Origin of the sequence: Nicoliella lavandulae (genome assembly GCF_037546185.1) — a bacterium.
GTDB lineage: Bacteria > Bacillota > Bacilli > Lactobacillales > Lactobacillaceae > Nicoliella > Nicoliella lavandulae.
Map to the genome: position 1 here is coordinate 1,338,061 of NZ_JAWMWH010000001.1, position 23,628 is coordinate 1,361,688.

Here is a 23,628-nt window from a genome sequence, read left to right on the forward strand (position 1 = left end):
ATTAGTTCTCCTTTACTGTTGTACCAATTTGTTGACCTAAAACAACCTTTTTAATGTTGCCAGGTTTATTTAAATTAAATACGACTAATGGAATTTGGTTATCCATTGCTAATGAACTAGCGGTGGTGTCCATCACGCTTAATCCTTCATTAATAATGTCCATATAAGTTAGTGTATCATATTTAACGGCATCAGGATTAACATTTGGATCGTCTGAATAAATTCCATCAACCCCATTCTTAGCCATTAAAATAGCATCAGCATGAATTTCAGCGGCTCTTAATACTGAAGTAGTATCAGTTGAGAAGTATGGGTTACCAGTCCCACCAGCGAAAATAACAACACGATTCTTTTCTAGATGCCGGACTGCCTTTCGTCTAATGTATGGTTCAGCAATTTGTCTCATTTCAATTGATGTTTGAACTCGAGTTGGGACACCAACTGCTTCTAAATTATCTTGAAGTGATAATCCATTCATTACAGTTGCTAACATTCCAATGTAGTCAGCTTGTGCTCTTTCCATTCCCATTTTAGAGCCAGCTTCACCACGCCACATGTTACCACCACCGACAACAATTGCAACTTGGATTCCAAGGTCATAAATTTGCTTAATTTCCTTGGCCATTGAACGAATTACTGGTAGATTGATTCCAAATCCTTGTTCACCGGCAAGTGCCTCTCCACTAAGCTTTAAGATTATTCGCTTATACTTTAGGTCTGACATTGTTTTTCCTCCCCAAACTTTTTTATATCATGATAATTCTATCATAATATTAACAATAGTGATAGCTTATATACATCATCAGACGGGCAATTTAAACTTATATCAATAATTATTACAAAAAAAGCGTGCCCATGGCACGCTCTTTTATAAATCATTAATTATTTAATTTGACCATTTACTTCGTCAGCGAAGTTAGTTTCTTGAACTTCGATACCTTCACCAACTTCGTATCTAGCAAATGCCTTTAATTGAGCACCCTTACTTTCAACGAACTTAGCAACAGTTTGGTCAGTATCCATAATGAAATCTTGATCAGCTAAACTAATTCCTGCAAGGAACTTGTTTAAACGACCTTCAACCATTTTTTCAACGATGTTTTCTGGCTTGCCTTCATTTAAGGCTTCCTTCTTAAGCATTTCACGTTCGTGATCTAAACGATCCTTAGGAACATCGTTACGGCTTAAGAATTCTGGGTTAGCAGCAGCTACGTGCATAGCAACTTGCTTAGCAGTAGCATCATCAGCACCATCAATAAGTACTAATGCAGCAATTAAACCACCATTGTGTAAGTAAGCACCAAAATGACCATTAGCACCCTTTTGGAATACTTGGAAACGACGAAGTGAAACCTTTTCACCAGTAATTTGAGTAGTCCGAATGATACTGTCATTAATGCTACCATCTGGAGTAGATAGTGCTAATGCTTCATCCATGTTAGCTGGGTTGTTAGCAGCAATAGTATTAGCAATTAAATCAACTAACTTTTTGAAGTCATCGTTAGTAGCAACGAAATCAGTTTCAGCATTAACTTCAACGATCGCAGCATTGTCACCATCAATAGCGATTTGTGATAAACCGTTAGCAGCAACGTTACCACTCTTCTTTTCAGCCTTAGCAATTCCCTTTTCACGTAAGTAATCAAGGGCCTTCTTTTCGTCACCGTCAGAAGCAACTAATGCCTTTTTAGCATCCATCATTCCAACGCTAGTCTTTTCACGTAAATCTTTAACTTGAGCAGCAGTAATTTTAGCAGCCATATTAATTTCTCCTTTTATAAACAATAATAAAGGCTGACTCAAACCTAGGCCTTAGCGGTCCATAATTGAGTCAGCCCAAGTGCTTTATAATTATTCGTTATCTTCTTTTACATCGTCAGCATTTTCGTCAGACTTGTTTTCAAAGTCATTTTCGCTAACGCCTTCTTCACCTTGGTTACCTTCAATGATAGCATCAGCGATAGCATCAGCCATCTTGGAAGTAATAAGACGAACAGCACGGATAGCATCGTCATTTGATGGAATGACAACGTCTACTACATCAGGATCTGAGTTAGTATCAACCATTGCAACGATTGGGATGTTTAAGATGTGAGCTTCGTGGACAGCAATAGCTTCCTTACGAGGATCAACAACAAATAAAACATCTGGAACCTTAGGCATATCTTCGATACCGCCTAAGAAGTATTCTAACTTAGCCATCTTCTTGTTTAGAAGAGAAACTTCCTTCTTTGGAAGTAAGTCAAAAGTACCATCAGTTGACATCTTCTTTAACTTCTTAAGGTAAGCAATCCGCTTTTGAATTGTATCCCAGTTAGTTAAAGTTCCACCCAACCAACGGTGGTTAACGAAGTATTGGCCAGCACGAGTAGCTTCTTCTTCGATTGAGTTTTGAGCTTGCTTCTTAGTACCAACAAAAAGTACAGTAGCACCCTTTGATGCTTCATCCTTCATGAAATTGTAAGCAGCATCTACTAACTTAACAGTCTTTTGTAAGTCAATAATGTAGATTCCGTTTCTTTCAGTAAAGATGTATTCCTTCATCTTTGGGTTCCAGCGACGAGTTTGGTGTCCAAAATGAACACCGGCTTCTAATAATTGTTTCATTGAAATAACAGCCATGATATTTCCTCCATATAAATAAGTTTTTCCTCCCCATCGATCAACTAACTTCACAACTTAAATTAATAAGCACCGGCAAAGTCATCACGATAGGTGTGAAATATTAACTATATAATTATACAAAATCATCAGGATAATTACAATAGTTAGTTCGAATTATTTTTTAACAATTTTATCTGATTCACCAGTACTAATCACATCTCGACTAGCATCAAGTGACGTATTAACCATGCTTTGTACAGCTGTTTTAGTATAAAAGGCAAGGTGAGGCGTAACTAAGACATTATCGCGTTTTAGTAAGTTTTTGATGCGTTCATCAGAAATAGCGTCGAAGCTACCAAAGTCATGGTTAAAGATTCCAACTTCATCTTCATACACATCTAAAGCAGCGCCACCTACTTTACCACTATCTAAAGCTCGCATTAAAGCATCAGTATCAATCAATGAACCTCGTGCTGGATTTAAGATAATCACGCCATCCTTCATTTCGGCAAATGTTTTATCATTTAACATGTGTTCATTTTCTTTTACTGCTGGAGCATGAAGTGAGATAACATCTGCTTGTTGATATAATTCATCAGGCGTATCAACATAAATTCCTTCCTTTTCCAATTCAGGATTTTTGAAGATATCATATGCAATCACTTTAGCACCAAAGCCCTTATAAATTTGAATTGCAGCCCGACCAATTCGACCAGTCGCAAAAACTCCAACCGTCAATTGGTTCAATTCAGTTGCAATATTAGGAGCCCACGTTAAGTTTCCATTAGAAATCTTACGATTATAAATCTTGGTATTTCTTAGTAATTGCATTAATTGAGTAACTGTAAATTCAGCGATTGCTTGTGGAGAATATGCCGGTACGTTAGTAACCTTAATGTTATTTTGATTTGCAGCTGCAAAATCAACGTTATCCACCCCAACGTTTCGTAATGAAAGTACTTTTACGCCGAAGGAGCCGAGTTGATTTAAAATTTCTGCTGAATATGGAGCTTGTTGAAACGCAACCACTCCATCAAATCCATTTGCATTGCCAACAGTATCAGTAGTCAAAATATCGCTATCGATTTTAACATCGACATTTGGATTATTTGATTCCCATTCCTTTAAAAATGGTTTTTCATCATCACGAACTCCATAAACAATAATTTTCATAGCCTTAAGTTACCTCCTAAAATTTTTTCACAATTATAATTATAACATTCAGATCAGCATCCGACTATCAACTTTAATTTAGCTTATGCTTTTTTAAAAAGGCTACTTTAGCCCGCCGACTTTGATGTTTAAATGCATACTCAGCTCTAAGGGCATCCCCTTTGCTCGGAAATGATTGATGATAAATCATTTTAACTGGCAAGTGACTTCTCGTGTACTTAGCGCCACGACCAGTTTGATGCTGTTCAAGGCGACGTTTTAGATCAGTTGTAAAGCCACCATAAAACGAACCGTCCCCACACTCTAAGACATACATATAGTAATTAGTTGCCATATAAAACTCGGTGGATGGATTCTGTATATTCATCAGAATGATCTTGATAAACGGTAATGGCCGGCTTGATTTTTAACCCACCTGCTCGACCGTCCTTAATTCCTGAAACTAAAATCATGTTGGAATCACGATCTGAACGAGGATAAATAAATGTAATTTCCTTGGGGACTAGCCGGTTCGCCTGCATCTTATCTAGCAGTTCAATCAACCGATCTGGTCGATAAACAAAAAAGCACCGACCATTGGTTTTTAAAAGACCGCTCGTAATTGATAGAACCTGATTTAAGTTGGTCTTAATTTCATGACGCGCAATGGCTAAATATTGATTAGGATTTTTTTTGCTAGTATCTAAATCAGCAAAGTATGGTGGGTTACAAGCAACTACATCCACAGAGTCCTTTGGAATCTGAGCATATATATCGTTAATATCTGTATTATAAACGGTAATTTGATTCTGTAGATCATTCAACTGAACACTACGCTGCGCCATGTCTGCAAGCTTTGATTGCAACTCAACTTCATAGATCATCCCATTAGTCTTATGAGCACTAAACAATCCTACTGCTCCATTACCAGCACATAGATCCACTAATTTAGTTTTAGGACTTTTGGATACGGAAATAAAATCAGCCAATAAAACTGCATCTAATGAAAACGAAAACACGTTTGGGTTTTGAATAATTTTAATATCTTGACTATATAACTGATCAATTCTTTCATCATCTTTTAAAGCTACTTTCAAGTTTTTCAACCCCATTATAAAAATTTCTTGCAATCAAATATATTTCATAGAATAATAGCTAATGTATATTCATTTAGGAGGCAATATTACATGTACTCATTTTTAAGAATCATTGCTAAAATTATCTTTGCAGTGGTTAATGGCAACATTCACGTGAAAAATAAAGCCAAATTACCTGATGGAAATTATATTTTAGTTGGTCCCCATCGCGCATGGTTCGATATGATTGTCTTTGCCCTTGTGGCGAGTCCTAAAAAATTCACATTTTTAGCTAAAAAGGAACTATTTAACAATTTTATTTTAAGATATATCTTAAATAAAGTAAACGCAGTCCCCGTCGACCGTGATAATCCGGGACCATCTGTAATTAAAGATCCCGTCAAAATACTAAAGCAAACAGACCTTTCAATTGTTATCTTTCCAAGTGGCACTCGTCATTCAGAAGATTTAAAAGCTGGCGCTATTTTAATTGCTAAACTATCTGGAACGCCAATGGTTCCAGTGGTCTATCAAGGACCATTATCATTTAAAAAACTATTTACTCGCAAGCCAATTACGGTTTCATTTGGTGATCCAATCTATGTTGACCGTAAATTAAAAATCAATACTGAAACTGAACAAAAACTTGAACAAGAAATGCAAGCTAGTTTTGACCAATTAGATCGATCAATCAATCCAGACTTTAAATATGTTGACGTTTCAAAAAAAGCAAAATAAAATAGCAGCCAAATTAATTTGGTTGCTATTTTTATTAACTGCGATTTTTCATCGTGTTCATCATTTGTCTTAATTTCTTTTGAGACGGTTTTTGTCCCATTTGTTGCATCATTGCACTTAATTGATCTTCACTGATTGGTGGATTGCTCTTTAGATAAGATTCCATGTACTTGCGAGCAGCAAAGAAACCAATTGCAACCCCAGCAATCAATGCAATAATCACGATTAAAATCCAAAGTCCAGTACCCATAACTACACCTCCTAGTATCTAACATACTAATTTTACACAATTAGCATGTAATTTAAAAGAGATGAATCATTAATCGTCACGAAGACCCTTACCACGTTGGATATCACGAACCTTCTTAGGCGTAACTTCTTTACCATCTTTATTATAAACTTTCATCATTTCTACTTGTGATCTAAAGTTTTCCTTAAAACGCTTCAAGTATTGTTTCCGAAGCTTGCCTTGTTCTACTTTTTCTAATTCTGATAGTCCTTCTGCCTTTGCTTTGTGGGCTAATTCATTAATTCTAGGAATGATTTTCATTAGTTCTTTATCTTCAGCCATAATAATCCTCCTCGGTTATTTAATATTTATAATAAGATTACACTTTTTTGATATAATATTCAAACAAAAGCACCCGAACATTTGTTTTACACCCCTTCTGTTTTATGCTAATATAGCTTGTAATATACTATGTGAGGAGGTGGATTAAAATTTCAAAAGTTGAGTCAAGACAAATTGCGATTCTTAGATACATTTGGCATTCAATTAAAAAACAAGGTTATCCACCAACGGTACGTGAAATCTGTGAGGGCGTCAATCTATCATCAACTTCAACTGTCTACGGTCATATTAATCGGCTCGAAAAAAAAGGATTCTTAAAAAAGAATCCTTCAAAAACGAGAGCACTTGAAATTACTGAATTAGGGATGAAAGAATTAGATGTAAATGCTAGCGACAGTGAAATGCCATTACTTGGCGATGTAGCTGCTGGGGTCCCCATTTTAGCAATTGAAAATGCTACCGAGTATTTTCCAATTCCACCCCAATTTAAGCATTTATCAGATTCATTATTTATGCTGACCATTAAGGGAAATAGTATGGTCAATATTGGGATCTTGAATCAAGATCAAGTCATTGTTAAAAAACAAAGTACCGCTGAAAACGGTGAAATTGTGATTGCAATGAACGATGATAACGAAGTTACTTGCAAACGTTTCTTTAAAGAAAATGGGCACTATCGCCTACAGCCTGAAAATGATACCATGAATCCGATTATTTTAGACCATGTTTCAATCATCGGTAAGGTCATTAGTTTGTATCGCCCTAATATTGTTTAAATTAACGGTCCTTCATACGGGATCGTTTTTATTTTGTCAAAATCGTATTGGAGAACTTCATCAGCAGTTGTTAAATAGGCCACAATGCTATTGGAAATCATTAGGTTCACAGTACCTTCATTTTCATGAAGGGCTACTACTTGCTTACCCAATTTAGTTGCATACCCAATTTCAAATGCCGTTCCACTATCAACGTGTCCATCGACAAAGTCTAGAACTGCTACTACCATATCACTTGCTTCTAGTTCCTTAATATCTTTGTCGTAAGCCTTCTTACCCCAAGCTGATGTACCAATTTGTTCATCTGGAAAATTAGCGGTTCTAGGACTAAAGAAACTTTTAACGGTCGGGTTATTGGTTAATGCTTCTTCTAATCGTTCAATTCGCGCAATTTGATCTTCATCAAAAAATGGACCTGCTAAATAAATTTTTTTCATTTTAAATTCCTACTTTCGATTAATGTATTGGCGTTGATTATTTTTAACGCCGGTAAATATAAACTGAGCATTGTCATTAGCGGGCGTTAGCGTTAAATCACCCGCTTTAATTGCTGGCCATGCATTAAAAATGGCTTCATATTGATCAACTGAAACGACCCGACGATTATTAATCATTGTTTGCATTCGTTGCGCCCGTTGTTCATCATAAAAATCACTTTCGATTTGGCCAACAAAGAACTCACCCTGGGCACCAGAACCATAGCTGAATAATCCCACTGAATCGCCTGGCTTTAATTGTCGATCATTATCAATTAAGGATAATAAACTTAAATATAACGAACCAGTATATAGATTACCAACTAACTTATTGTATTGACTACCAAATCCAAACGCGGTTTTTAAATCATTTTGTTGCTGTTCATCTACTTCTGGTAAAACTGAACGTAATCCTTTAATTCCCATTTTGGGATACGGTAAATGAAAGATCATTGCACTCATATCATTTAATGTAATCCATGTTTTTTGTTTATATTGATTCCACGTTTCTTGAAAGAAATTAACGTAAACATCATTGGAATAATGGCCATCCACAATGGCTTCAGTCGTATAAAGTGGACGCCAAAAATCCATAATATCCTTCGAATAAAAGGTACTAATCCCATTAAACGATATTATCTTAGGATCAGCACTCACAATCATTGCAACGGCACCACCACCTTGGGTAACTTCACCCGGAGTGTTCAATCCGTATCTTGCTACATCCGCACCAATTACCAGGGCTTTTTTATCAGGATGCAATTGTACATAGTCACGTGCCATTTGAAGCCCTGCAGTTGCCCCATAGCAAGCTTGTTTTATTTCAAATGCCCGTGCATTTGGACTTAAATTTAATAGCTTTTGTAAGTAAATAGCGGCCGACTTAGAATTATCAACCCCTGTTTCAGTGCCAAAAACCACTAAGTCAATTTGCTCACGATTATCATCGTTAATAATATCAATTGCTGCATTCGCTGCCATCGTTACCACATCTTGGGTATTTGGAATTACTGATTGCATCTGTTGACCAATTCCAATCAGATATTTATTCGGATCTTCATTTCGTGCCAGCGCCAACTTATCCATTGGTAATGCCAAGTTAGGTGTGTAAAAACTGATATCGTCAATTCCGACTTTCAACATAACCCCTCATTTCATCTTAAATATATTTAACGGTATGCAAATGTTTAAAGAATTTATTTACATACACAATTGTTTTTTGGTAAACCTGTTTTGCATTATAAGCTTTAGGTGATTCACCCCAAATGGAAATAGAAGTTCCAATGTTGTTCTTACTAGTTGTCTTGTCCTTGTAACTATCCTCATTCCACATCGTTGGTTTCCATTTCTTTAAATCGTCTTCCCATTCTTGCATATTGTGTTTTCCATAGCTAGTAGGGTCTGCAATAATGTATGTAAAGTAATCATTACAGTTAATTGTTTTTAACCCTGCTTTATTAATTTCAGGAAGGGTCGCCCGATATTTAATATTTGCATTATAATCTTCCGTATCAGCAGTTTGACCACTTAAACTCCAAAAATTAATTAAAATATTTTTGTCATATTGATTTAAAACAGCCTTTCGGATACTATCATTCCAAATTGCCATCTTCAATCCCCGTTGGTTTAAGAACCGGTTCAATGCGTTATCAAATTTAACGATAGCTAAATCATCTTTGTGCGTATTGATCGCAATTTCATCACCACCGGTACTAATATAGTTTCCCTTTGGCACTAGCGAAGTATATTCACCAATAATTTGTTTAGCAATTTTTAAAGTGGCTGGTTTTTGATAATACATTTCATCATCAAAACTCATTAACGATTTAATTTCTTTTTTATACTTGGGCGTTTGTGCCAATAATTTAAGCATTGCCTTAGAATGTCCAGGAACATCAATTTCAGGCACCACTTCAACATGATGACGCATCCCATACCTTACGATATCTACTAACTGTTGCTTAGATAAGAATGCCTTGTGAGTATCCTTATTATAGTAAATATCACCTTTTTTATAGGCGTTTTGCAATGTTTGACCAATCGTTTCATTTTCGATGCCAAAACGTTGGTTATCAGTTAAGTGCAATTGAATATAATTGCCGTGTCCCCTTTGAATCGCCAAGATGTATTTCTTAATTAGTCTAGGTGAATTATACATTCGGGCACAGTCTAAATTCATCCCAATTCTTTTTTGATTCGACTGATTATGATACCCAAATCCAATTAGAAATACTATTAAAAGTCCTACGGCTGAAAAAAGGAATATCCATTTTTTACCCTTCATAAATCATAGCCTCAATTCTTTATCCGTAACTATCATTTTATAGCTATTCATAGATAATGACAATTAAATTAACACAAAATCAATTTAATCTAATAAAAAGGGCCCCAGAAATCAGCATTCTGAGGCCCTTTTTATTAAGGAGAGTACAGGAGTCGAACCTGCCCGCCGAGATTAATCGGTTCGTCGGATTTCGAGTCCGATGCATTACCGCTCTGCCAACTCTCCATAAGCACATAATGGCATTATATCAATTTGTCAAAAAATTGTAAATACCATTAATGCTATAAATTAGTATTTAAGCAGACTTAAAATATCATAACCCTTTATATTATCACGACCATGCAATTCTTCTAATTCAATTAAGAAGGCGGTCCCAACAACAATTCCACCAAGATCTTCTACTAATTCAATCGTAGCCCCGATGGTACCACCGGTAGCTAATAAATCGTCAGTAACTAGAACTCGTTGACCGGGTTTAATTGCCCCTTCATGAAGGTATAGGGATGATTTCCCATATTCTAAACCATAAGAAGCCTTCACCGTCTTGCCGGGCAATTTACCTTTTTTACGAGCTGGTGCGAATCCAATTCCTAAATCATAAGCAACTGGACAACCCACGATAAAACCACGAGCTTCTGGTCCAACAATCATGTCCACCTTTTTGTCGCGTGCATATTGAACGATTTCATCCGTTGCTTGCTTATATGCATCACCATCTTCAAGTAATGGTGAAATATCGCGAAATACAATTCCCTTTTCTGGGAAATCATTATAAGTGGCAATATAATCGTTTAAATCTAATGCCATGAAGTAATTCTTCCTTTCATTTTATCATCCAATTAGATCATTAAATAATTCAACTAAATCAGCAGAATTGGATAGTAATAGTTGTTGCTCGGACTGCAATTGTAATTGACGTTTATGATAAGCGTTCGAGGACATTAAATCCTGCTTTTTGGGGTTATCGACCATGGTCAAAATCCCTTCATTAATTGATACAAAATTAAGTTCTTGAAATACCTTAACCATAAAGATGATCAGATTACGATCAACGTTTAAGCGCTGCGCCAATTGATTTAAATTTTGATTGATTTGAACCTGAGGTTGGGAACTTAATAGCTTAAATAGCATCCCAAACTGGGTTCTGGTTGGTAATCCGCTAATATGAACAAAGTGCGGTTTAAATAAATATAAAACGACTTTGCAATTACTTAACAGCGGCGTGATTTGTTTTAAATCATCCATTGTATCCGGACAATCGACAATCGTAACTACGTTAGATAGCATTTCTGTCGACAAGTCATTATACCAAATTATATTACTTTTTTCACTAATATAAGGACGCAGCTTATCAAGTAACTTACGATGAAAAACAACATACGTCCCATCTTCTTGGAACATACTGGCATTTATAGAATCCGTTCTAAAGTCAACAATTTCAGTTCCGTCAGAACGAACATCCTTAACCATGAATTGTAAACTTTGGCGGTTGTTCCAAGAATTCATTTCAACACACCCAACTAATTGAATTGCATTCGGCATATTGTGAATCGTTTCAATATCATTGGCCATTCCAAATGCAACGGCATTTAAGCGCCGCTTAGTGCCTTTCATTATAAAACGGAGATGGGTTTTCTTACTCCCCATTGTCTGAGCATTAGTCACCATTTCTGGATGAACTTCAAAGTGTGGTTGCAAATTATCAGTTCCAAATGGGGCCATTTTGCTCAACCCTTCATATAATTGATTATCAATTTGATCAACACTAATTAAAGCATCAACAGATAACTTGGGTTTATTAGTAGTTTGCTTAGCTGGACGATGAAAATTAGCTTCTAGCATTTCTGCTACTTGCGGAACTTGGTCTTTCGCAACTGACAATCCAATTGCCATATCATGACCACCAAATTTTTCCATGTAATCACGAGCGGGTTCAATTGCTTTAAAAATGTTAAAGCCTTCAATACTTCTTCCAGAGCCCTTAGCCACTCCAGTTTCTGGATTTAAATCTAACACAATTGATGGCTTATGGTATTTATCGACAAGTCGACTGGCAACAATTCCAACGACCCCTTCATGCCAGTTAGTTCCCATGACAATTAACGTATTTTTGGCACGGTTTTTAGGGGTTTCAGCTTGTTCTGAGGCTTCCTTAAAAATATCACTAACTAACTTTCGTCGATCATGATTTAGCTGTTCAGTTGAATCAGCTAATTGCTTCGCCTTAGCATCGTCAATGGTTGTTAATAGTTCCACTCCAACATTAGCATCCCCCATCCGACCTAATGCATTTAAACGTGGACCAATGCCAAAGCCAATGCTATGCTCATTAATTGGTTTCCCAGTTAAATTAGCGTTTTCCAATAAGTCCTTTAAGCCGGGTCGCTCCGTATTTTGGATGGCTTGAAAACCAAACTTAGTCAAAATGCGGTTTTCACCAGTTAATGACACTAAATCTGCAATCGTCCCAATTGTAACTAGGTCTAGACATTCTTGAGGAATTTCATCTAATAGCGCAGTAGCAACTTTAAAGGCAATTCCAGCTCCAGAAAGATAACCAAATGAATATTCATCATCCGGATAACGAGCGTGTATTACTGCACACGCATCAGGAACCCCGCGTTCTGCGATTTCATGGTGATCAGTAATTACCACATCACAATTGTGTTGATTAGCAAAATCAACCGCATCGAATCCGGTGACTCCATTGTCAACGGTAACGATCAAAGTGGTCCCATCATTGATAATGCGTTCAAAAGCATCTACATTAGGTCCATATCCATCATCAAAGCGGTTTGGAATGTAGTAATTAACATTAGCCCCAATTTCAGTTAACGTTTCATACATAATGGCAGTACTAGTTAGTCCATCAGCGTCATAATCACCATAAACTGTAATTTGTTCATTATTTTCAATGGCCTGAGTAATTCGTTCAATTCCGATTTCCATGTCGTGAATGGCAAATGGATCACCTAGATTAGCTGGGTCAGGATTTAAAAATTGATTAATCGAATCAGCATCATGATAACCCCGGTTAAATAAGAGATTTACAATAATTGGACTTAAACTAAGTTCATTTGCAAGTTGTTTAACTTCATTCTGATCATTAATCGTGTCATTTAGTTCCCAATCGTACTTTGAATCAATCATTTAATCCCTCTCTATTATTCTGGCTTATTCGTTTGGTCAGACTTAGCTTGGTTAGCATTCTTTAACTTCTTTTCCAATGTATTAATTTTAACTTGTAGTTGGCTTACCTTTTGGTTATATTCTTGCGTCATCTTTTTACTGTTTCGACGATTACTGAAAATTGAAGATGTCGATAATAAAAAGTTAATTAAGGCCCCAACCAAAATCCATAAAATCAACATAACGATCATCGGTAGTTTTAATTGTCCAAAGCCAAAGTTAACCGCCACTGATTGAATATTTAATAACGCAAATACAACCACTAATAATGCGATTGCAATAATTAAAAACATCTTAATTTGTCTTTTCATTTCTATCATCTTCCTTAAACAGTTTGATTTTTATCAAATGGAACATCCACTACATCAAAATCTTTTACAACATAAGTATTTTTAAATACGGAACGAGCCTGTTTTTGTAACATGTTCGCCATTTTACCAGTATAACGGGAAGAAATATGGGTTAGTAACAACTTTTTCACATTTGCTTTTTTAGCCAATGCTGCAGCTTGTACGTTGGTAGAATGGTAATAGTTCCTAGCTAAACTAGCCTCTTCTTTTGAAAATGTACTTTCATGAATTAATACATCGGCATTCTTGGCAATCTTATACGAATTAGGATTTTTACGCGTATCACCAATAATTGCAATTGTCCGTCCCTTTTGAGCATGGCCAATGAAGTCTTTTCCATTAATGACCCGACCATCTGGTAATGTCACTTGCTTACCAGCTTTAATCTGCCCATAAATTGGTCCAGATGGGATCTGAGCATCCTTTAACTTATCCACCATTAATTCACCCGGATGATCGTGTTCTTCAACCCGATAGCCAAAACAAGCAATTTGATGATCTAATGCTTCTGCATATACCGTAAATTTATCATCATCAACAATTTTACCTGGTTCCGTAATTTCATTATAGATGATTTTATAAGATAACTTAGTTTTAGACACTCGCAGACTAACTTGAACAAAATCCTTAATTCCCTTTGGACCATAAATCGTTAACGGGGTATTTCCCCCCTGAAATGAACGACTGCTAAGTAATCCTGGCAGCCCAAAAATATGATCACCATGCAAATGAGTAATAAAAATCTTATTAATCTTTCTTGGTTTTAAGTTAGACCGTAAAATTTGTTGCTGGGTACCTTCGCCCACATCAAATAACCATACTGAATTACATTCATCAAGTAATCGCAAGGCGGTACAAGAAACATTGCGAAACTTGCCAGGAACTCCTGAACCCGTTCCTAAAAATTCTATTTGCATATTATTTCCTCTTATTCTATTTAAAAGTTACGTCACCTACATTGTAGCATAAGTGTTAAATCAATTTTTTAATCAATTTAAAAATCGCTATACTATCGAATTCGTTTTAATTTGATAATATAGCGGATTTGAAGTGATTATTAAACATGGTAACTAGTTAATCTTCGTAGGTAAACGAGAAATCAAGGATGTTTACAGTATCCCCATTCTTAGCACCATTATTTCGAAGGGCTTCATCAACGCCCATGCCACGTAATTGACGAGCAAATCTAAGCATTGATTGTTCATGCGTAGTATCGGTCATTAAGAATAGCTTTTCTAGCCGTGCACCAGATAGTGTCCAACTGCCATCCTCTTCATGTGTGATTGTAAATGGTTCATCATCTTCAACATTCGTTAATTCTGGTTCTTCAACATCAGTAATTGGGAACTTAGGTGTTTGATCTAATAGATCAGCAGTAGCACCAATTAATTTAGTTAACCCTTGATGAGTAACAGATGAAATTGGAATTATTTCATGAGCATGTCCTTCAGCATTCACTTGCTCAGTAAATCGCTTTAAGTTGGCTTCGGAATCAGGCATGTCCATCTTAGTAGCAACAATAATTTGCGGACGTAATAAGATGTTTTCATCATATTTAGCTAATTCTTGATTGATCTTTTGGTAATCAACAAATGGATCACGACCTTCTAATCCACTCATGTCCACTAAGTGTAAAATGACCCTAGTTCTTTCAACGTGACGTAAAAATTGAAATCCTAGCCCAGTACCAGTAGAAGCTCCTTCGATCAAACCTGGTAAATCAGCAATGATAAAATCACGACCATCATTTAGCCGTACCATCCCTAGGTTCGGTACTAAGGTCGTAAAATGATAATCAGCAACTTTGGGTTTCGAACTGGTAACAGCGGCTAGTAAAGTGGACTTCCCAACGGATGGGAAGCCAACTAGTCCTACGTCCGCTAGCAGCTTCAATTCTAGTCGAACGTTAAATCCTTCTCCTGGTTCACCATTTTCAGCAATTTCTGGTGCAGAATTTTTTGCGGAAGCAAAGTGAACGTTTCCACGACCACCACGACCACCATTGGCAACGATGAACTCATCGCCTGGCTCAATTAAATCACATATTAAGTGATTATTATCATCGTTGTACACACTGGTCCCTTCTGGAACCTTAATGACTAAATCATCACCACTACGGCCTGTCATCTTCTTATTACCACCGTTATTTCCATTAGCAGCTTTAAATTTTTGACTATAGTGGAAATCCATTAGCGTGCTCATTCCACTATCAACTTTAAATACAACATTTCCACCATGGCCACCATCGCCTCCAGCGGGTCCACCATTTGGAACATACTTTTCGCGGCGCCAACCAACGATTCCGTCGCCACCTTTACCGGCTTGGACTTTAATTTTAACTTGATCTACAAACAATGTTATTCTCCTAACCCATTTTAATTCTACCTACAATTATATTATAAGACGTGTCACTTGGCTAACTTTTATTAGTGTCTGAGGTGGGATGGCCTAAACTCAACTGAATCGTTTGCGCAACGGTACTAGCAATCCCTAGTGATTCAATTTCAGCGACACTAGCCGTTTCAATGTTTTTCATTGAGCCAAAATGTCGTAATAGCTTATTTCTGGTCTTTGGGCCGACCCCTTTAATCTCATCTAACCGGGAACTTAACGAATGTTTAGTGTGGACCTGACGATGAAAACTAATTGCAAATCGGTGCACTTCATCTTGAATTCGTTGAACTAAATAAAAGGCCTGACTTTTGGGATTTAAGTTCACTGGCTTATCAGTATCACCAAATAACAAATCTGCCGTCTTATGTTTATCATTTTTAACCATTCCAGCAACTGGAATATTTAAATTCAATTCATTTACTAAAACATCCTTAACTGCATTCATTTGAATGACTCCACCATCCATTAAAATTAAATCTGGTAGTTCAGCATGTTCCTTCAATAATCTAGAATAACGTCTGCGAATAACTTCTTTAGTACTGGCGGTTTCATCAGCATGATCAACCGTAGTCAACTTATACTTACGATATAATTTACGATTAGGCTGCCCATCTTCAAATACGACCATCGCTGATACTAAATCAGTTCCTTGAATATGTGAATGGTCAAATGCCTCAATTCGATGACCACGTTGAATTCCTAAATCATCGGTCAGTTCATTCATTGCACCGGTCGTTTTAATTTCATCTAGTTCAATTAACCGAAACTTTTCATCTAGTACTAACTTAGCATTCTTACCTGCCATTTCCAATAAATCCCTTTTTTGTCCTCTTTTAGGGGTCCTAACTGGGACAGTTAATACTTTATTCAAAACATCCTTTGGCAGCGAATCAGGGACTAAAATTTCCTTTGGTAATGGTTGATCACGTTGTTGATAAAACTGAACAATAAAGCTGGTCATTTCATCCACTGCTGAATTAATAATGGGGAATGTCTTCTTTATTCGTTTCATTAACCGCGCCTGCCGAATGAAAAAGACCTGAATTGAAACCCATCCCTTATCATAATAAAAGTTAAAAATATCACGCGGCGTATTATCTTGTGAAATAATTTTTTGCTTTTCAACGGTAGCTTCAATATATCTAAGCTGATCTCTTAAATCGGCAGCTCGTTCAAATTCTAAGTTTTCAGCTGCTTCAGTCATTTTCTTTGTTAACGTACGCTTAGCAATCCCAACATTTCCATTTAAGAACGATTTAATATGCTTAATTTGGTGTTCATATTCTGCCTTAGGCACGGTTTTAAAACAAGCCCCTAAACATTGACCCATGTGATAATATAAGCATGGGCGATGTTGAAATCCATTGCAGCGTCTTAGGGGGTACATTTTCTGTAAGAAGTTTAGCGTTTCATCAGCAGCATAAACATTTGGATATGGTCCAAAATAATAACCGCCATCTTTTTTTACGTTATTAGCAATCATAATTCTAGGATCTCGTTCGTTAGTAATCTTAATGTATGGGTAACCATTGTTTCCCTGCTTAAGCTGAATATTGAAATAGGGCCGGTGCTTTTGAATTAATGTAATTTCGAGTAAGAAGGCCTCTTTATCGGTTGAGGTAATAATAGTTTCAAAATCAGCAATCGTTGAAACTAATTTAGCAGTTTTGCCAGTATGACTACTCTTAAAGTAAGAACGCACCCGATTTTTTAGATTTTTAGCCTTACCAACATAAATAATGTGGCCATTAGCATTCTTCATCAAATAACAACCTGGTAAATCAGGCAGTAGTTTTAATTTATTTTCAATATGTTCTGAAGCCATATTTTCACTTCCTTATATGACAAATAAAGCGGTTTCTGATATTATAAAATAAAAGTCAGTACAGTCAGGAGATGTAATCATGGGACTAAAGATTAATAAACAAAATGATTTGGATAAGTTATTTGGTAAATTTGCTAGTATGGATCCAAAAGATAATGATCGTGACAAATTTATGAAAAAAGATGACAAAAAGAGTCAATCCAAAGGTAACAACAAGAATAAGATTTTATCTCAAGATAAAACCGATAAATAAGTATTTTAATAGCTCTCATAATCTGAGAGCTATTTTTTATTTGATTTGATTTTCAATCCAATTCCAAACCTGATCTTTTCCAGCCTTAGTCTTAGCAGAAAACATAACCAAATCATCATTATTAACATCAATTGCTTTATGAATCATGCTAGCTTGTTTATTCCATTTACCACCAGCAATTTTATCCATTTTAGTGGCCACTACTAACCGTGGAACGTCAAAATAGGCGAGCCATTCAGCCATTTGCTTGTCATCTTGAGTTAAGTCATGTCGACCATCAATTAACATAATAACCCCTTTTAACTGGGGTCGCTGAGTTAAATAGGTTTCAATCATATTTCCCCATTTTTCGCGCTCTGCTTTAGAAACCCGTGCATATCCATAGCCAGGCACATCAACAAAGTATAATGAATCTTCAACCTCATAAAAGTTAAGCGTTTGCGTTTTACCAGGCTGATTCGAAGTATGGGCATAGTTTTTGCGGTTAATTAAAACATTAGTCAACGATGATTTCCCAACGTTAGAACGACCCACTAATGCGATTTCAGGATAGCCAGTTTTAGGATATTGGGCAGGACTAACGGCACTAATCAATAAATTAACGTTATGAACATCCATGTAATTTCTCCTTAAAAAAAGCAGGTATCAACCTGCTTTTTCATTTTATTTTGCACTTTGTTTTAAAACAAGTTTTGGATCAGCGTGATTATCAACTGAATCTTTAGTAACGATTACTTTTTCTACATCGTCACGACTAGGTACTTCAAACATAATGTTTTCCATTACCCCTTCAATGATGGATCTTAATCCACGTGCCCCAGTATCACGTTCAATCGCTAACTTAGCCATGGCCTTAAGCGCATCTTCATCAAAGTCTAATTCAACATTATCCAATGCTAGTAACTTCTTATATTGTTTTACTAAGGCATTCTTAGGTTCAGTTAAGACCCGTACTAAATCGGATTCTGTTAATTTGTTCAAAGCAGTTAGGATTGGTAAACGACCAATAAATTCTGGAATTAATCCAAACTTTAATAGATCTTCAGTGATAACGTGTTGCATAATTTCATTATCATCCATGTCAGCTAATTCATTATCATCAGAACCAAATCCGATTGTCTTCTTACCTAAACGATCCTTAACGATACTTTCAATTCCATCAAACGCACCACCAACAATAAAGAGAATGTTAGTAGTATCAACTTGAATGAATTTTTGTTGAGGATTTTTACGACCACCTTCAGGCGGAACGTTAGCAACCGTTCCTTCCAAAATCTTCAATAGTGATTGTTGAACCCCTTCTCCAGAAACATCACGGGTAATTGAAACGTTTTCAGATTTTTTAGCAATTTTATCAATTTCATCAATGTAGATAATTCCCTTTTGGGCTCTGTCAACATCAAAGTCAGCATTTTGTAGTAGCTTCAATAGGATGTTTTCAACATCTTCACCTACATATCCTGCTTGAGTAAGTGTCGTTGCATCTGCAATTGCAAATGGAACGTTTAAAATCTTAGCTAATGTTTGAGCTAAATAAGTTTTACCAGAACCAGTTGGTCCAATCATTGCAATATTACTCTTTTGCAATTCAGTATCACCTGGCTTATCAGTACCTAAACTCTTGATTCGCTTGTAGTGGTTGTAAACAGCAACAGCTAGCGTCTTTTTAGCTTCGCTTTGACCAATTACGTATTGATTTAATTTATCAACAATTTCAGCCGGCGTTAATGATTTAATTTCACCGCTCTTACTTTCTTGAGCTAACTCTTCATCAACAATTTGTTTACATAAATCAATACATTCATTACAAATATAAACACCAGGTCCTGCAACAATCTTTTGCACTTGATCCTGTGACTTTCCACAGAACGAACAAATTACTGGTCCTTTTTCATCATCATCAAACAAATAAATACACCTCGCATTTCCATCTAATACATATCAGTTCCAATAATATAGCATATTTTATAAAACAGATAAAATGTTTTGCTTAAAATAAAAACCAGTTAGCTAATAACGCTAACTGGCTTTTAACAATTAAGAATTATTCTGCGCTATCGCTTTTTGATTCTTTGCTAGCAGATTTAGTTTGTTTTGCACTATCTGTAATTAACTTAACAGCATCTTGAATTGCAATATCATGCTTAAGCATATCTTCTGATAAAGCACTCTTAATAGCGTCTTCTTTCATTCCATATTGCTTAGCTAAAGTCTTAACTTCTTCTTCAACGTCTTTTTCAGTTGGTTTGATGTTTTCGGCTTCAACGATTGCTTCAAGAACTAAGTTAGTCTTAACACGGCGACTAGCACCATCAGCAAATTGCTTCTTAAGATCTTCCTTAGAAGTTCCAGTTAATTGGAAGTACATTTGAGCATTGATTCCTTGTTGTTGCATGTTAGCAAGGTATTGATCCATTTGACGTTCAGTGTCTTCATCGATCATTGCTTGAGGAATGTCCTTAACTTCAGCATTATCAACTGCACCACTAATCGCTTGATCTTCGATTTCGTTCTTAGCAGCAGTTTCCTTTTCTTGCTTAAGTTGGTCTTTAACCTTTTCCTTTAATTCATCAAGGCTATCTACGTCTTCATCAACGTCCTTAGCAAATTCATCATCAAGTTTTGGTAATTGTTTTTCCTTAACTTCGTGAATCTTAACCTTAAAGGTAGCCTTCTTACCTTCTAATTCCTTAGCTTGGTAATTTTCAGGGAAAGTAACGTGAACATCAACTTCATCGCCAGCCTTGTGACCAACTAATTGATCTTCAAAGTTATCAATGAATGAGTGGGAACCTAATTCTAGTGAGTAGTTGTTAGCTTGACCACCATCGAATTGTTTACCGTCAACGTAACCATCAAAATCAATAATTACAGTGTCGCCTTCAGCAGCTGGTTTGTCTTCTTTAAGCACTAATTCAGCTTGTGATTGACGCTTCTTTTCGATTGCTTCGTCAATATCCTTCTTGTATACACGAGTATTTTGCTTTTCAACAGGAATTCCCTTGTATTCACCTAACTTAACATCAGGCTTAACAGTAACGATTGCCTTTAATACCCATGGCTTGTCCTTTTCAAGTGATTCAACATCAACTTGTGGTTGAGCAACTGGTTCGATACCAGCTTCCTTAACAGCTTCACTATAAGCTTCTGGAAGTAAGATATTTAAAGCATCTTGGTATAATGATTCTTCGCCATACATTTCATTAAAAATTTGACGAGAAACCTTTCCCTTACGAAAACCAGGGATACTAATATTCTTTTTATTCTTTTGGAAAGCTTTATCTAAACCTTCCTTAATTTTATCAGTACTAATTTCGAATGTTAATTCTCCATCATTAGTACCTTTCTTTTCCCATTTTGCAGACATGCTATTCCCTCCGAGTGAAAATTTTATTGAATTGATTTAATTTGGATCGACTAAATAGTCATCCAACTTCGTTAAACTACTAATCAAATTAGATTAATTAGTCCAAATAACTACATATAAAAGTATACCATCTTAGCTAAAATCAAGCAATTAAAGGCATCAAATCATTAGTCGATTCCAACAATATTTTAATATAAAATAAAAAAAGAGATTTGAAGCAGAGCTTCAAACCTCTTTTTAAAAAAATTAGTTAAAATTAGTCATCGATAGCAGAAACGATACCGGCACCAACAGTGTGTCCACCTTCACGAATAGTGAACTTAGTACCCTTTTCGATGGCAACTGGCTTAGTTAATTCAACCTTGAATGTAACGTTATCACCAGGCATAACCATTTCAACACCGTCTTCTAGTTCAATAACACCAGTAACATCAGTGGTGTGGAAGTAGAATTGTGGACGGTAGTTTGAGAAGAATGGAGTATGACGTCCACCTTCTTCTTTACTCATGATGTAAACTTCACCAGTAAACTTCTTGTGAGTAACAATTGAACCTGGGGCAGCAAGTACTTGACCACGAACAACTTGGTCACGGTCAACACCACGAAGTAATACCCCAACGTTATCTCCAGCTTCACCTTCGTCAAGAGTCTTACGGAACATTTCAAGTCCAGTAACAGTGGACTTCAATACGTCTTCAACAAGACCAACGATTTCAACTGGGTCACCAACGGCAATCTTACCACGGTCGATACGACCAGAAGCAACAGTACCACGACCAGTGATTGAGAATACGTCTTCAACAGGCATTAAGAATGGCTTGCTGTCATCACGTTCTGGAGTTGGAACGTATTCGTCAACGATATCCATTAACTTCAAGATAACTTCTTCTTGTTCCTTGTCACCTTGTAAAGCCTTAAGTGCAGAACCACGAACAACTGGTACATCGTCACCAGGGTAATCGTATTCTGAAAGTAATTCACGAACTTCCATTTCAACCAAGTCAACTAATTCGTCATCATCAACTAAATCAGTCTTGTTTAAGAATACAACGATGTATTCAACACCAACTTGGCGAGCTAAAAGGATGTGTTCACGAGTTTGTGGCATAGGACCATCAGTTGCGGCAACAACTAAGATAGCACCATCCATTTGAGCAGCACCAGTAATCATGTTCTTGATGTAATCAGCATGTCCTGGGGCATCAACGTGAGCATAGTGACGTTTTTCAGTTGAGTATTCAACGTGAGCAGTGTTGATCGTGATACCACGTTCACGTTCTTCTGGAGCAGCATCAATATCTGCGTAGTCTGAAGCGTCAGCTAAACCTTTGTCAGCTAAAACCTTTGTGATAGCTGCAGTTAAAGTAGTCTTACCATGATCAATATGGCCAATAGTACCAATATTTACATGGGGTTTTGTTCTTTCATAATGTTCTTTTGCCATTAATGAAACCTCCTGTTATTTTCGAAAGACTAGTATCGCGCAATTGCAATACATCTTTTAGTATTATTATACTACATCTTCTCAAAAATACAAAGTTGTATCGCTCTCAAGAAGAATCCTCTAATATTATATCCATTGCATTGCTATTTGTAAACACATAAAGGACATATTTTCGATAGTTTAGATTAAATCAAGTTTTCATTTAATTGTCAAGTTATTTTATAGAATCTACTAATTTTAATAATTTTTGTTGCCATTCATAAATCGACTTAGTCTCTGAATCCATTGACTTTAAGTCGGGACGTTGACCCCTTTGCATATCATATGCAACCGTTATCCAACGATCATAATCACTTATAATCTGGTCTGAAAATGGATATAGGTAGGCTAAAAATAAATTAAAAGTTTTGACCATGTTTTGCAATAAGTCTGGTGAATTTTGACCAAATCGAATCTCAAGTTGCCTAAAAATTGCTTTAGAACTTTTCATTTCCGCTAATGGAACTAATTGGCTTAAATTAATTTGATGTAATTGACCATCAATCCAACTAATCTCAATTTCATCTGATAGCTGTAATTCCCTAAGCACATCTAGCAAATTAAAGCGAATAGCCGGATTTAAATAGGGATCTGTTAGTGCTCCCTTAGCAGCATTAAAGTAAGCCTTAACGGGCAAATTCATTGCTTTAACAAGAGTTTCACTTTGGTGACTTAATTTACTGCCCCCAATGTGATACAAGGCGTTTGTTAATTGATCAACAACATCGCCATGTTGTTCTACATATTGATTTGATGCCTTATCTAAGCGCTGTTGTAAGATTGATTTGATTTTAAGATCATTCACTGTATTTATCATAATTTGGCTTTGGATAAAGTTTTGGTTAAGAATAAACACTTTTACCATCAACTCGAAATCTTCAAGACTATCCCGATAGTCATTAATCATTTCGAGCATGTATTCTTTAGCTTCTAAATAAGATTTATCAGCAACTAACGCCTTAACCAATAATTGATTCGCTTTTTTGGAAGGATCATTTTCATAAATCTTTTTTAAATCTGTAACCGCAATGGAATAGTGATGTTGGTCTAAATTATCATAAATCGCTTTCCATAATTGATCATAGTTCAA

Annotated in this window: 25 protein-coding genes and 1 tRNA gene; 3 read left to right on the forward strand and 23 right to left on the reverse strand. The window is 36.1% G+C overall.

What is annotated here, in order from left to right; genetic code table 11:
* Position 1: 1 nt before the first annotated feature.
* From pyrH to R4146_RS06120, 6 genes are all read right to left on the reverse strand, one after another.
* Positions 2–724, reverse strand: a complete 723-nt coding sequence (pyrH, locus tag R4146_RS06095; RefSeq protein WP_339960535.1) for a UMP kinase — start codon at positions 722–724, stop codon at positions 2–4.
* A 158-nt stretch (positions 725–882) separates the two neighbouring features.
* The gene (gene tsf / locus R4146_RS06100; RefSeq protein ID WP_339960536.1) at positions 883–1,761 is read right to left on the reverse strand and encodes a translation elongation factor Ts; all 879 of its coding nucleotides are present in this window, start codon (positions 1,759–1,761) and stop codon (positions 883–885) included.
* Positions 1,762–1,851: 90 nt separating this feature from the next.
* Positions 1,852–2,622, reverse strand: coding sequence for a 30S ribosomal protein S2 (gene rpsB / locus R4146_RS06105; protein ID WP_339960537.1), 771 nt, complete (start codon positions 2,620–2,622; stop codon positions 1,852–1,854).
* 156 nt (positions 2,623–2,778) lie between these two features.
* Complete coding sequence (locus tag R4146_RS06110; RefSeq protein ID WP_339960538.1) at positions 2,779–3,777, reverse strand: D-2-hydroxyacid dehydrogenase; 999 nt, start codon at positions 3,775–3,777, stop codon at positions 2,779–2,781.
* Between the two features lie 73 nt (positions 3,778–3,850).
* Complete coding sequence (locus R4146_RS06115) at positions 3,851–4,111, reverse strand: GIY-YIG nuclease family protein (protein WP_339960539.1); 261 nt, start codon at positions 4,109–4,111, stop codon at positions 3,851–3,853.
* Complete coding sequence (locus R4146_RS06120; RefSeq protein WP_339960540.1) at positions 4,101–4,853, reverse strand: tRNA1(Val) (adenine(37)-N6)-methyltransferase; 753 nt, start codon at positions 4,851–4,853, stop codon at positions 4,101–4,103. Before R4146_RS06120 ends, R4146_RS06115 begins: the two co-directional genes overlap by 11 nt.
* Before the next feature lie 90 nt (positions 4,854–4,943).
* On the opposite strand from R4146_RS06120, the gene R4146_RS06125 reads away from it, so the two are divergent.
* The gene (locus R4146_RS06125; RefSeq protein WP_339960541.1) at positions 4,944–5,570 is read left to right on the forward strand and encodes a lysophospholipid acyltransferase family protein; all 627 of its coding nucleotides are present in this window, start codon (positions 4,944–4,946) and stop codon (positions 5,568–5,570) included.
* A gap of 34 nt (positions 5,571–5,604) precedes the next feature.
* Here the strand turns inward: R4146_RS06125 and R4146_RS06130 are convergent, their stop codons facing one another.
* Together R4146_RS06130 and R4146_RS06135 are read right to left on the reverse strand one after the other, a co-directional pair.
* On the reverse strand, positions 5,605–5,820 hold the full coding sequence (locus R4146_RS06130; RefSeq protein ID WP_339960542.1) for a YneF family protein: 216 nt from the start codon (positions 5,818–5,820) through the stop codon (positions 5,605–5,607).
* A 69-nt stretch (positions 5,821–5,889) separates the two neighbouring features.
* On the reverse strand, positions 5,890–6,141 hold the full coding sequence (locus R4146_RS06135) for a DUF896 domain-containing protein (protein ID WP_339960543.1): 252 nt from the start codon (positions 6,139–6,141) through the stop codon (positions 5,890–5,892).
* A 149-nt stretch (positions 6,142–6,290) separates the two neighbouring features.
* On the opposite strand from R4146_RS06135, the gene lexA reads away from it, so the two are divergent.
* A complete protein-coding gene (gene lexA / locus R4146_RS06140; RefSeq protein ID WP_339960665.1) occupies positions 6,291–6,917 on the forward strand; it encodes a transcriptional repressor LexA in 627 nt (208 codons plus the stop codon).
* Here the strand turns inward: lexA and R4146_RS06145 are convergent.
* From R4146_RS06145 to uvrC, 10 genes are all read right to left on the reverse strand, one after another.
* Positions 6,914–7,354, reverse strand: a complete 441-nt coding sequence (locus tag R4146_RS06145; protein ID WP_339960544.1) for a nucleoside 2-deoxyribosyltransferase — start codon at positions 7,352–7,354, stop codon at positions 6,914–6,916. The two genes, lexA and R4146_RS06145, sit on opposite strands and share 4 nt — an antisense overlap.
* 9 nt (positions 7,355–7,363) lie before the next feature.
* Positions 7,364–8,533 (reverse strand): hydroxymethylglutaryl-CoA synthase, encoded by a 1,170-nt coding sequence (locus R4146_RS06150; protein ID WP_339960545.1) that lies wholly within the window; start codon positions 8,531–8,533, stop codon positions 7,364–7,366.
* A gap of 19 nt (positions 8,534–8,552) precedes the next feature.
* Positions 8,553–9,572: a family 20 glycosylhydrolase gene (locus R4146_RS06155; protein ID WP_339960546.1), complete on the reverse strand. Its 1,020-nt coding sequence runs from the start codon at positions 9,570–9,572 to the stop codon at positions 8,553–8,555.
* A gap of 242 nt (positions 9,573–9,814) precedes the next feature.
* Positions 9,815–9,902, reverse strand: a tRNA-Ser gene (locus tag R4146_RS06160).
* Between the two features lie 63 nt (positions 9,903–9,965).
* Positions 9,966–10,484 (reverse strand): adenine phosphoribosyltransferase, encoded by a 519-nt coding sequence (locus R4146_RS06165; protein WP_339960547.1) that lies wholly within the window; start codon positions 10,482–10,484, stop codon positions 9,966–9,968.
* A gap of 24 nt (positions 10,485–10,508) precedes the next feature.
* On the reverse strand, positions 10,509–12,827 hold the full coding sequence (recJ, locus tag R4146_RS06170; protein ID WP_339960548.1) for a single-stranded-DNA-specific exonuclease RecJ: 2,319 nt from the start codon (positions 12,825–12,827) through the stop codon (positions 10,509–10,511).
* A gap of 14 nt (positions 12,828–12,841) precedes the next feature.
* Entirely contained in the window at positions 12,842–13,177 is a 336-nt protein-coding gene (locus tag R4146_RS06175; protein ID WP_339960549.1) for a LapA family protein, read from the reverse strand.
* A 14-nt stretch (positions 13,178–13,191) separates the two neighbouring features.
* Positions 13,192–14,133, reverse strand: a complete 942-nt coding sequence (gene rnz, locus R4146_RS06180; protein ID WP_339960550.1) for a ribonuclease Z — start codon at positions 14,131–14,133, stop codon at positions 13,192–13,194.
* A gap of 157 nt (positions 14,134–14,290) precedes the next feature.
* A complete protein-coding gene (gene obgE, locus R4146_RS06185) occupies positions 14,291–15,571 on the reverse strand; it encodes a GTPase ObgE (protein WP_339960551.1) in 1,281 nt (426 codons plus the stop codon).
* Positions 15,572–15,632: 61 nt separating this feature from the next.
* Positions 15,633–17,435, reverse strand: a complete 1,803-nt coding sequence (uvrC, locus tag R4146_RS06190; RefSeq protein ID WP_339960552.1) for an excinuclease ABC subunit UvrC — start codon at positions 17,433–17,435, stop codon at positions 15,633–15,635.
* Positions 17,436–17,514: 79 nt separating this feature from the next.
* On the opposite strand from uvrC, the gene R4146_RS06195 reads away from it, so the two are divergent.
* On the forward strand, positions 17,515–17,688 hold the full coding sequence (locus R4146_RS06195; protein WP_339960553.1) for an SPJ_0845 family protein: 174 nt from the start codon (positions 17,515–17,517) through the stop codon (positions 17,686–17,688).
* Positions 17,689–17,724: 36 nt separating this feature from the next.
* Here the strand turns inward: R4146_RS06195 and yihA are convergent, their stop codons facing one another.
* From yihA to R4146_RS06220, 5 genes are all read right to left on the reverse strand, one after another.
* Positions 17,725–18,306 carry a ribosome biogenesis GTP-binding protein YihA/YsxC gene (gene yihA, locus R4146_RS06200; RefSeq protein ID WP_339960554.1) on the reverse strand — a complete coding sequence of 194 codons (582 nt, stop codon included), beginning with the start codon at positions 18,304–18,306 and terminating at the stop codon, positions 17,725–17,727.
* 45 nt (positions 18,307–18,351) lie between these two features.
* The gene (clpX, locus tag R4146_RS06205; RefSeq protein WP_339960555.1) at positions 18,352–19,596 is read right to left on the reverse strand and encodes an ATP-dependent Clp protease ATP-binding subunit ClpX; all 1,245 of its coding nucleotides are present in this window, start codon (positions 19,594–19,596) and stop codon (positions 18,352–18,354) included.
* Between the two features lie 136 nt (positions 19,597–19,732).
* Positions 19,733–21,055 (reverse strand): trigger factor, encoded by a 1,323-nt coding sequence (gene tig / locus R4146_RS06210; protein WP_339960556.1) that lies wholly within the window; start codon positions 21,053–21,055, stop codon positions 19,733–19,735.
* A 256-nt stretch (positions 21,056–21,311) separates the two neighbouring features.
* On the reverse strand, positions 21,312–22,499 hold the full coding sequence (gene tuf / locus R4146_RS06215) for an elongation factor Tu (RefSeq protein ID WP_339960557.1): 1,188 nt from the start codon (positions 22,497–22,499) through the stop codon (positions 21,312–21,314).
* Positions 22,500–22,713: 214 nt separating this feature from the next.
* Positions 22,714–23,628 carry a hypothetical protein gene (locus R4146_RS06220; protein WP_339960558.1) on the reverse strand — a complete coding sequence of 305 codons (915 nt, stop codon included), beginning with the start codon at positions 23,626–23,628 and terminating at the stop codon, positions 22,714–22,716.

What these genes read in the sequence shown, in the direction of transcription:
- R4146_RS06145 (WP_339960544.1), bottom strand. Translation starts at nt 7,354, where the DNA reads ATGAAAAAAATTTATTTAGCAGGTCCATTTTTTGATGAAGATCAAATT.
- recJ (WP_339960548.1), bottom strand. Translation starts at nt 12,827, where the DNA reads ATGATTGATTCAAAGTACGATTGGGAACTAAATGACACGATTAATGAT.
- R4146_RS06125 (WP_339960541.1), top strand. Translation starts at nt 4,944, where the DNA reads ATGTACTCATTTTTAAGAATCATTGCTAAAATTATCTTTGCAGTGGTT.
- R4146_RS06155 (WP_339960546.1), bottom strand. Translation starts at nt 9,572, where the DNA reads ATGAATTTAGACTGTGCCCGAATGTATAATTCACCTAGACTAATTAAG.
- R4146_RS06195 (WP_339960553.1), top strand. Translation starts at nt 17,515, where the DNA reads ATGGGACTAAAGATTAATAAACAAAATGATTTGGATAAGTTATTTGGT.
- R4146_RS06135 (WP_339960543.1), bottom strand. Translation starts at nt 6,141, where the DNA reads ATGGCTGAAGATAAAGAACTAATGAAAATCATTCCTAGAATTAATGAA.
- R4146_RS06110 (WP_339960538.1), bottom strand. Translation starts at nt 3,777, where the DNA reads ATGAAAATTATTGTTTATGGAGTTCGTGATGATGAAAAACCATTTTTA.
- yihA (WP_339960554.1), bottom strand. Translation starts at nt 18,306, where the DNA reads ATGGATGTTCATAACGTTAATTTATTGATTAGTGCCGTTAGTCCTGCC.
- uvrC (WP_339960552.1), bottom strand. Translation starts at nt 17,435, where the DNA reads ATGGCTTCAGAACATATTGAAAATAAATTAAAACTACTGCCTGATTTA.
- pyrH (WP_339960535.1), bottom strand. Translation starts at nt 724, where the DNA reads ATGTCAGACCTAAAGTATAAGCGAATAATCTTAAAGCTTAGTGGAGAG.
- tig (WP_339960556.1), bottom strand. Translation starts at nt 21,055, where the DNA reads ATGTCTGCAAAATGGGAAAAGAAAGGTACTAATGATGGAGAATTAACA.
- R4146_RS06165 (WP_339960547.1), bottom strand. Translation starts at nt 10,484, where the DNA reads ATGGCATTAGATTTAAACGATTATATTGCCACTTATAATGATTTCCCA.
- R4146_RS06175 (WP_339960549.1), bottom strand. Translation starts at nt 13,177, where the DNA reads ATGAAAAGACAAATTAAGATGTTTTTAATTATTGCAATCGCATTATTA.
- tsf (WP_339960536.1), bottom strand. Translation starts at nt 1,761, where the DNA reads ATGGCTGCTAAAATTACTGCTGCTCAAGTTAAAGATTTACGTGAAAAG.
- rnz (WP_339960550.1), bottom strand. Translation starts at nt 14,133, where the DNA reads ATGCAAATAGAATTTTTAGGAACGGGTTCAGGAGTTCCTGGCAAGTTT.
- R4146_RS06130 (WP_339960542.1), bottom strand. Translation starts at nt 5,820, where the DNA reads ATGGGTACTGGACTTTGGATTTTAATCGTGATTATTGCATTGATTGCT.
- tuf (WP_339960557.1), bottom strand. Translation starts at nt 22,499, where the DNA reads ATGGCAAAAGAACATTATGAAAGAACAAAACCCCATGTAAATATTGGT.
- rpsB (WP_339960537.1), bottom strand. Translation starts at nt 2,622, where the DNA reads ATGGCTGTTATTTCAATGAAACAATTATTAGAAGCCGGTGTTCATTTT.
- R4146_RS06115 (WP_339960539.1), bottom strand. Translation starts at nt 4,111, where the DNA reads ATGGCAACTAATTACTATATGTATGTCTTAGAGTGTGGGGACGGTTCG.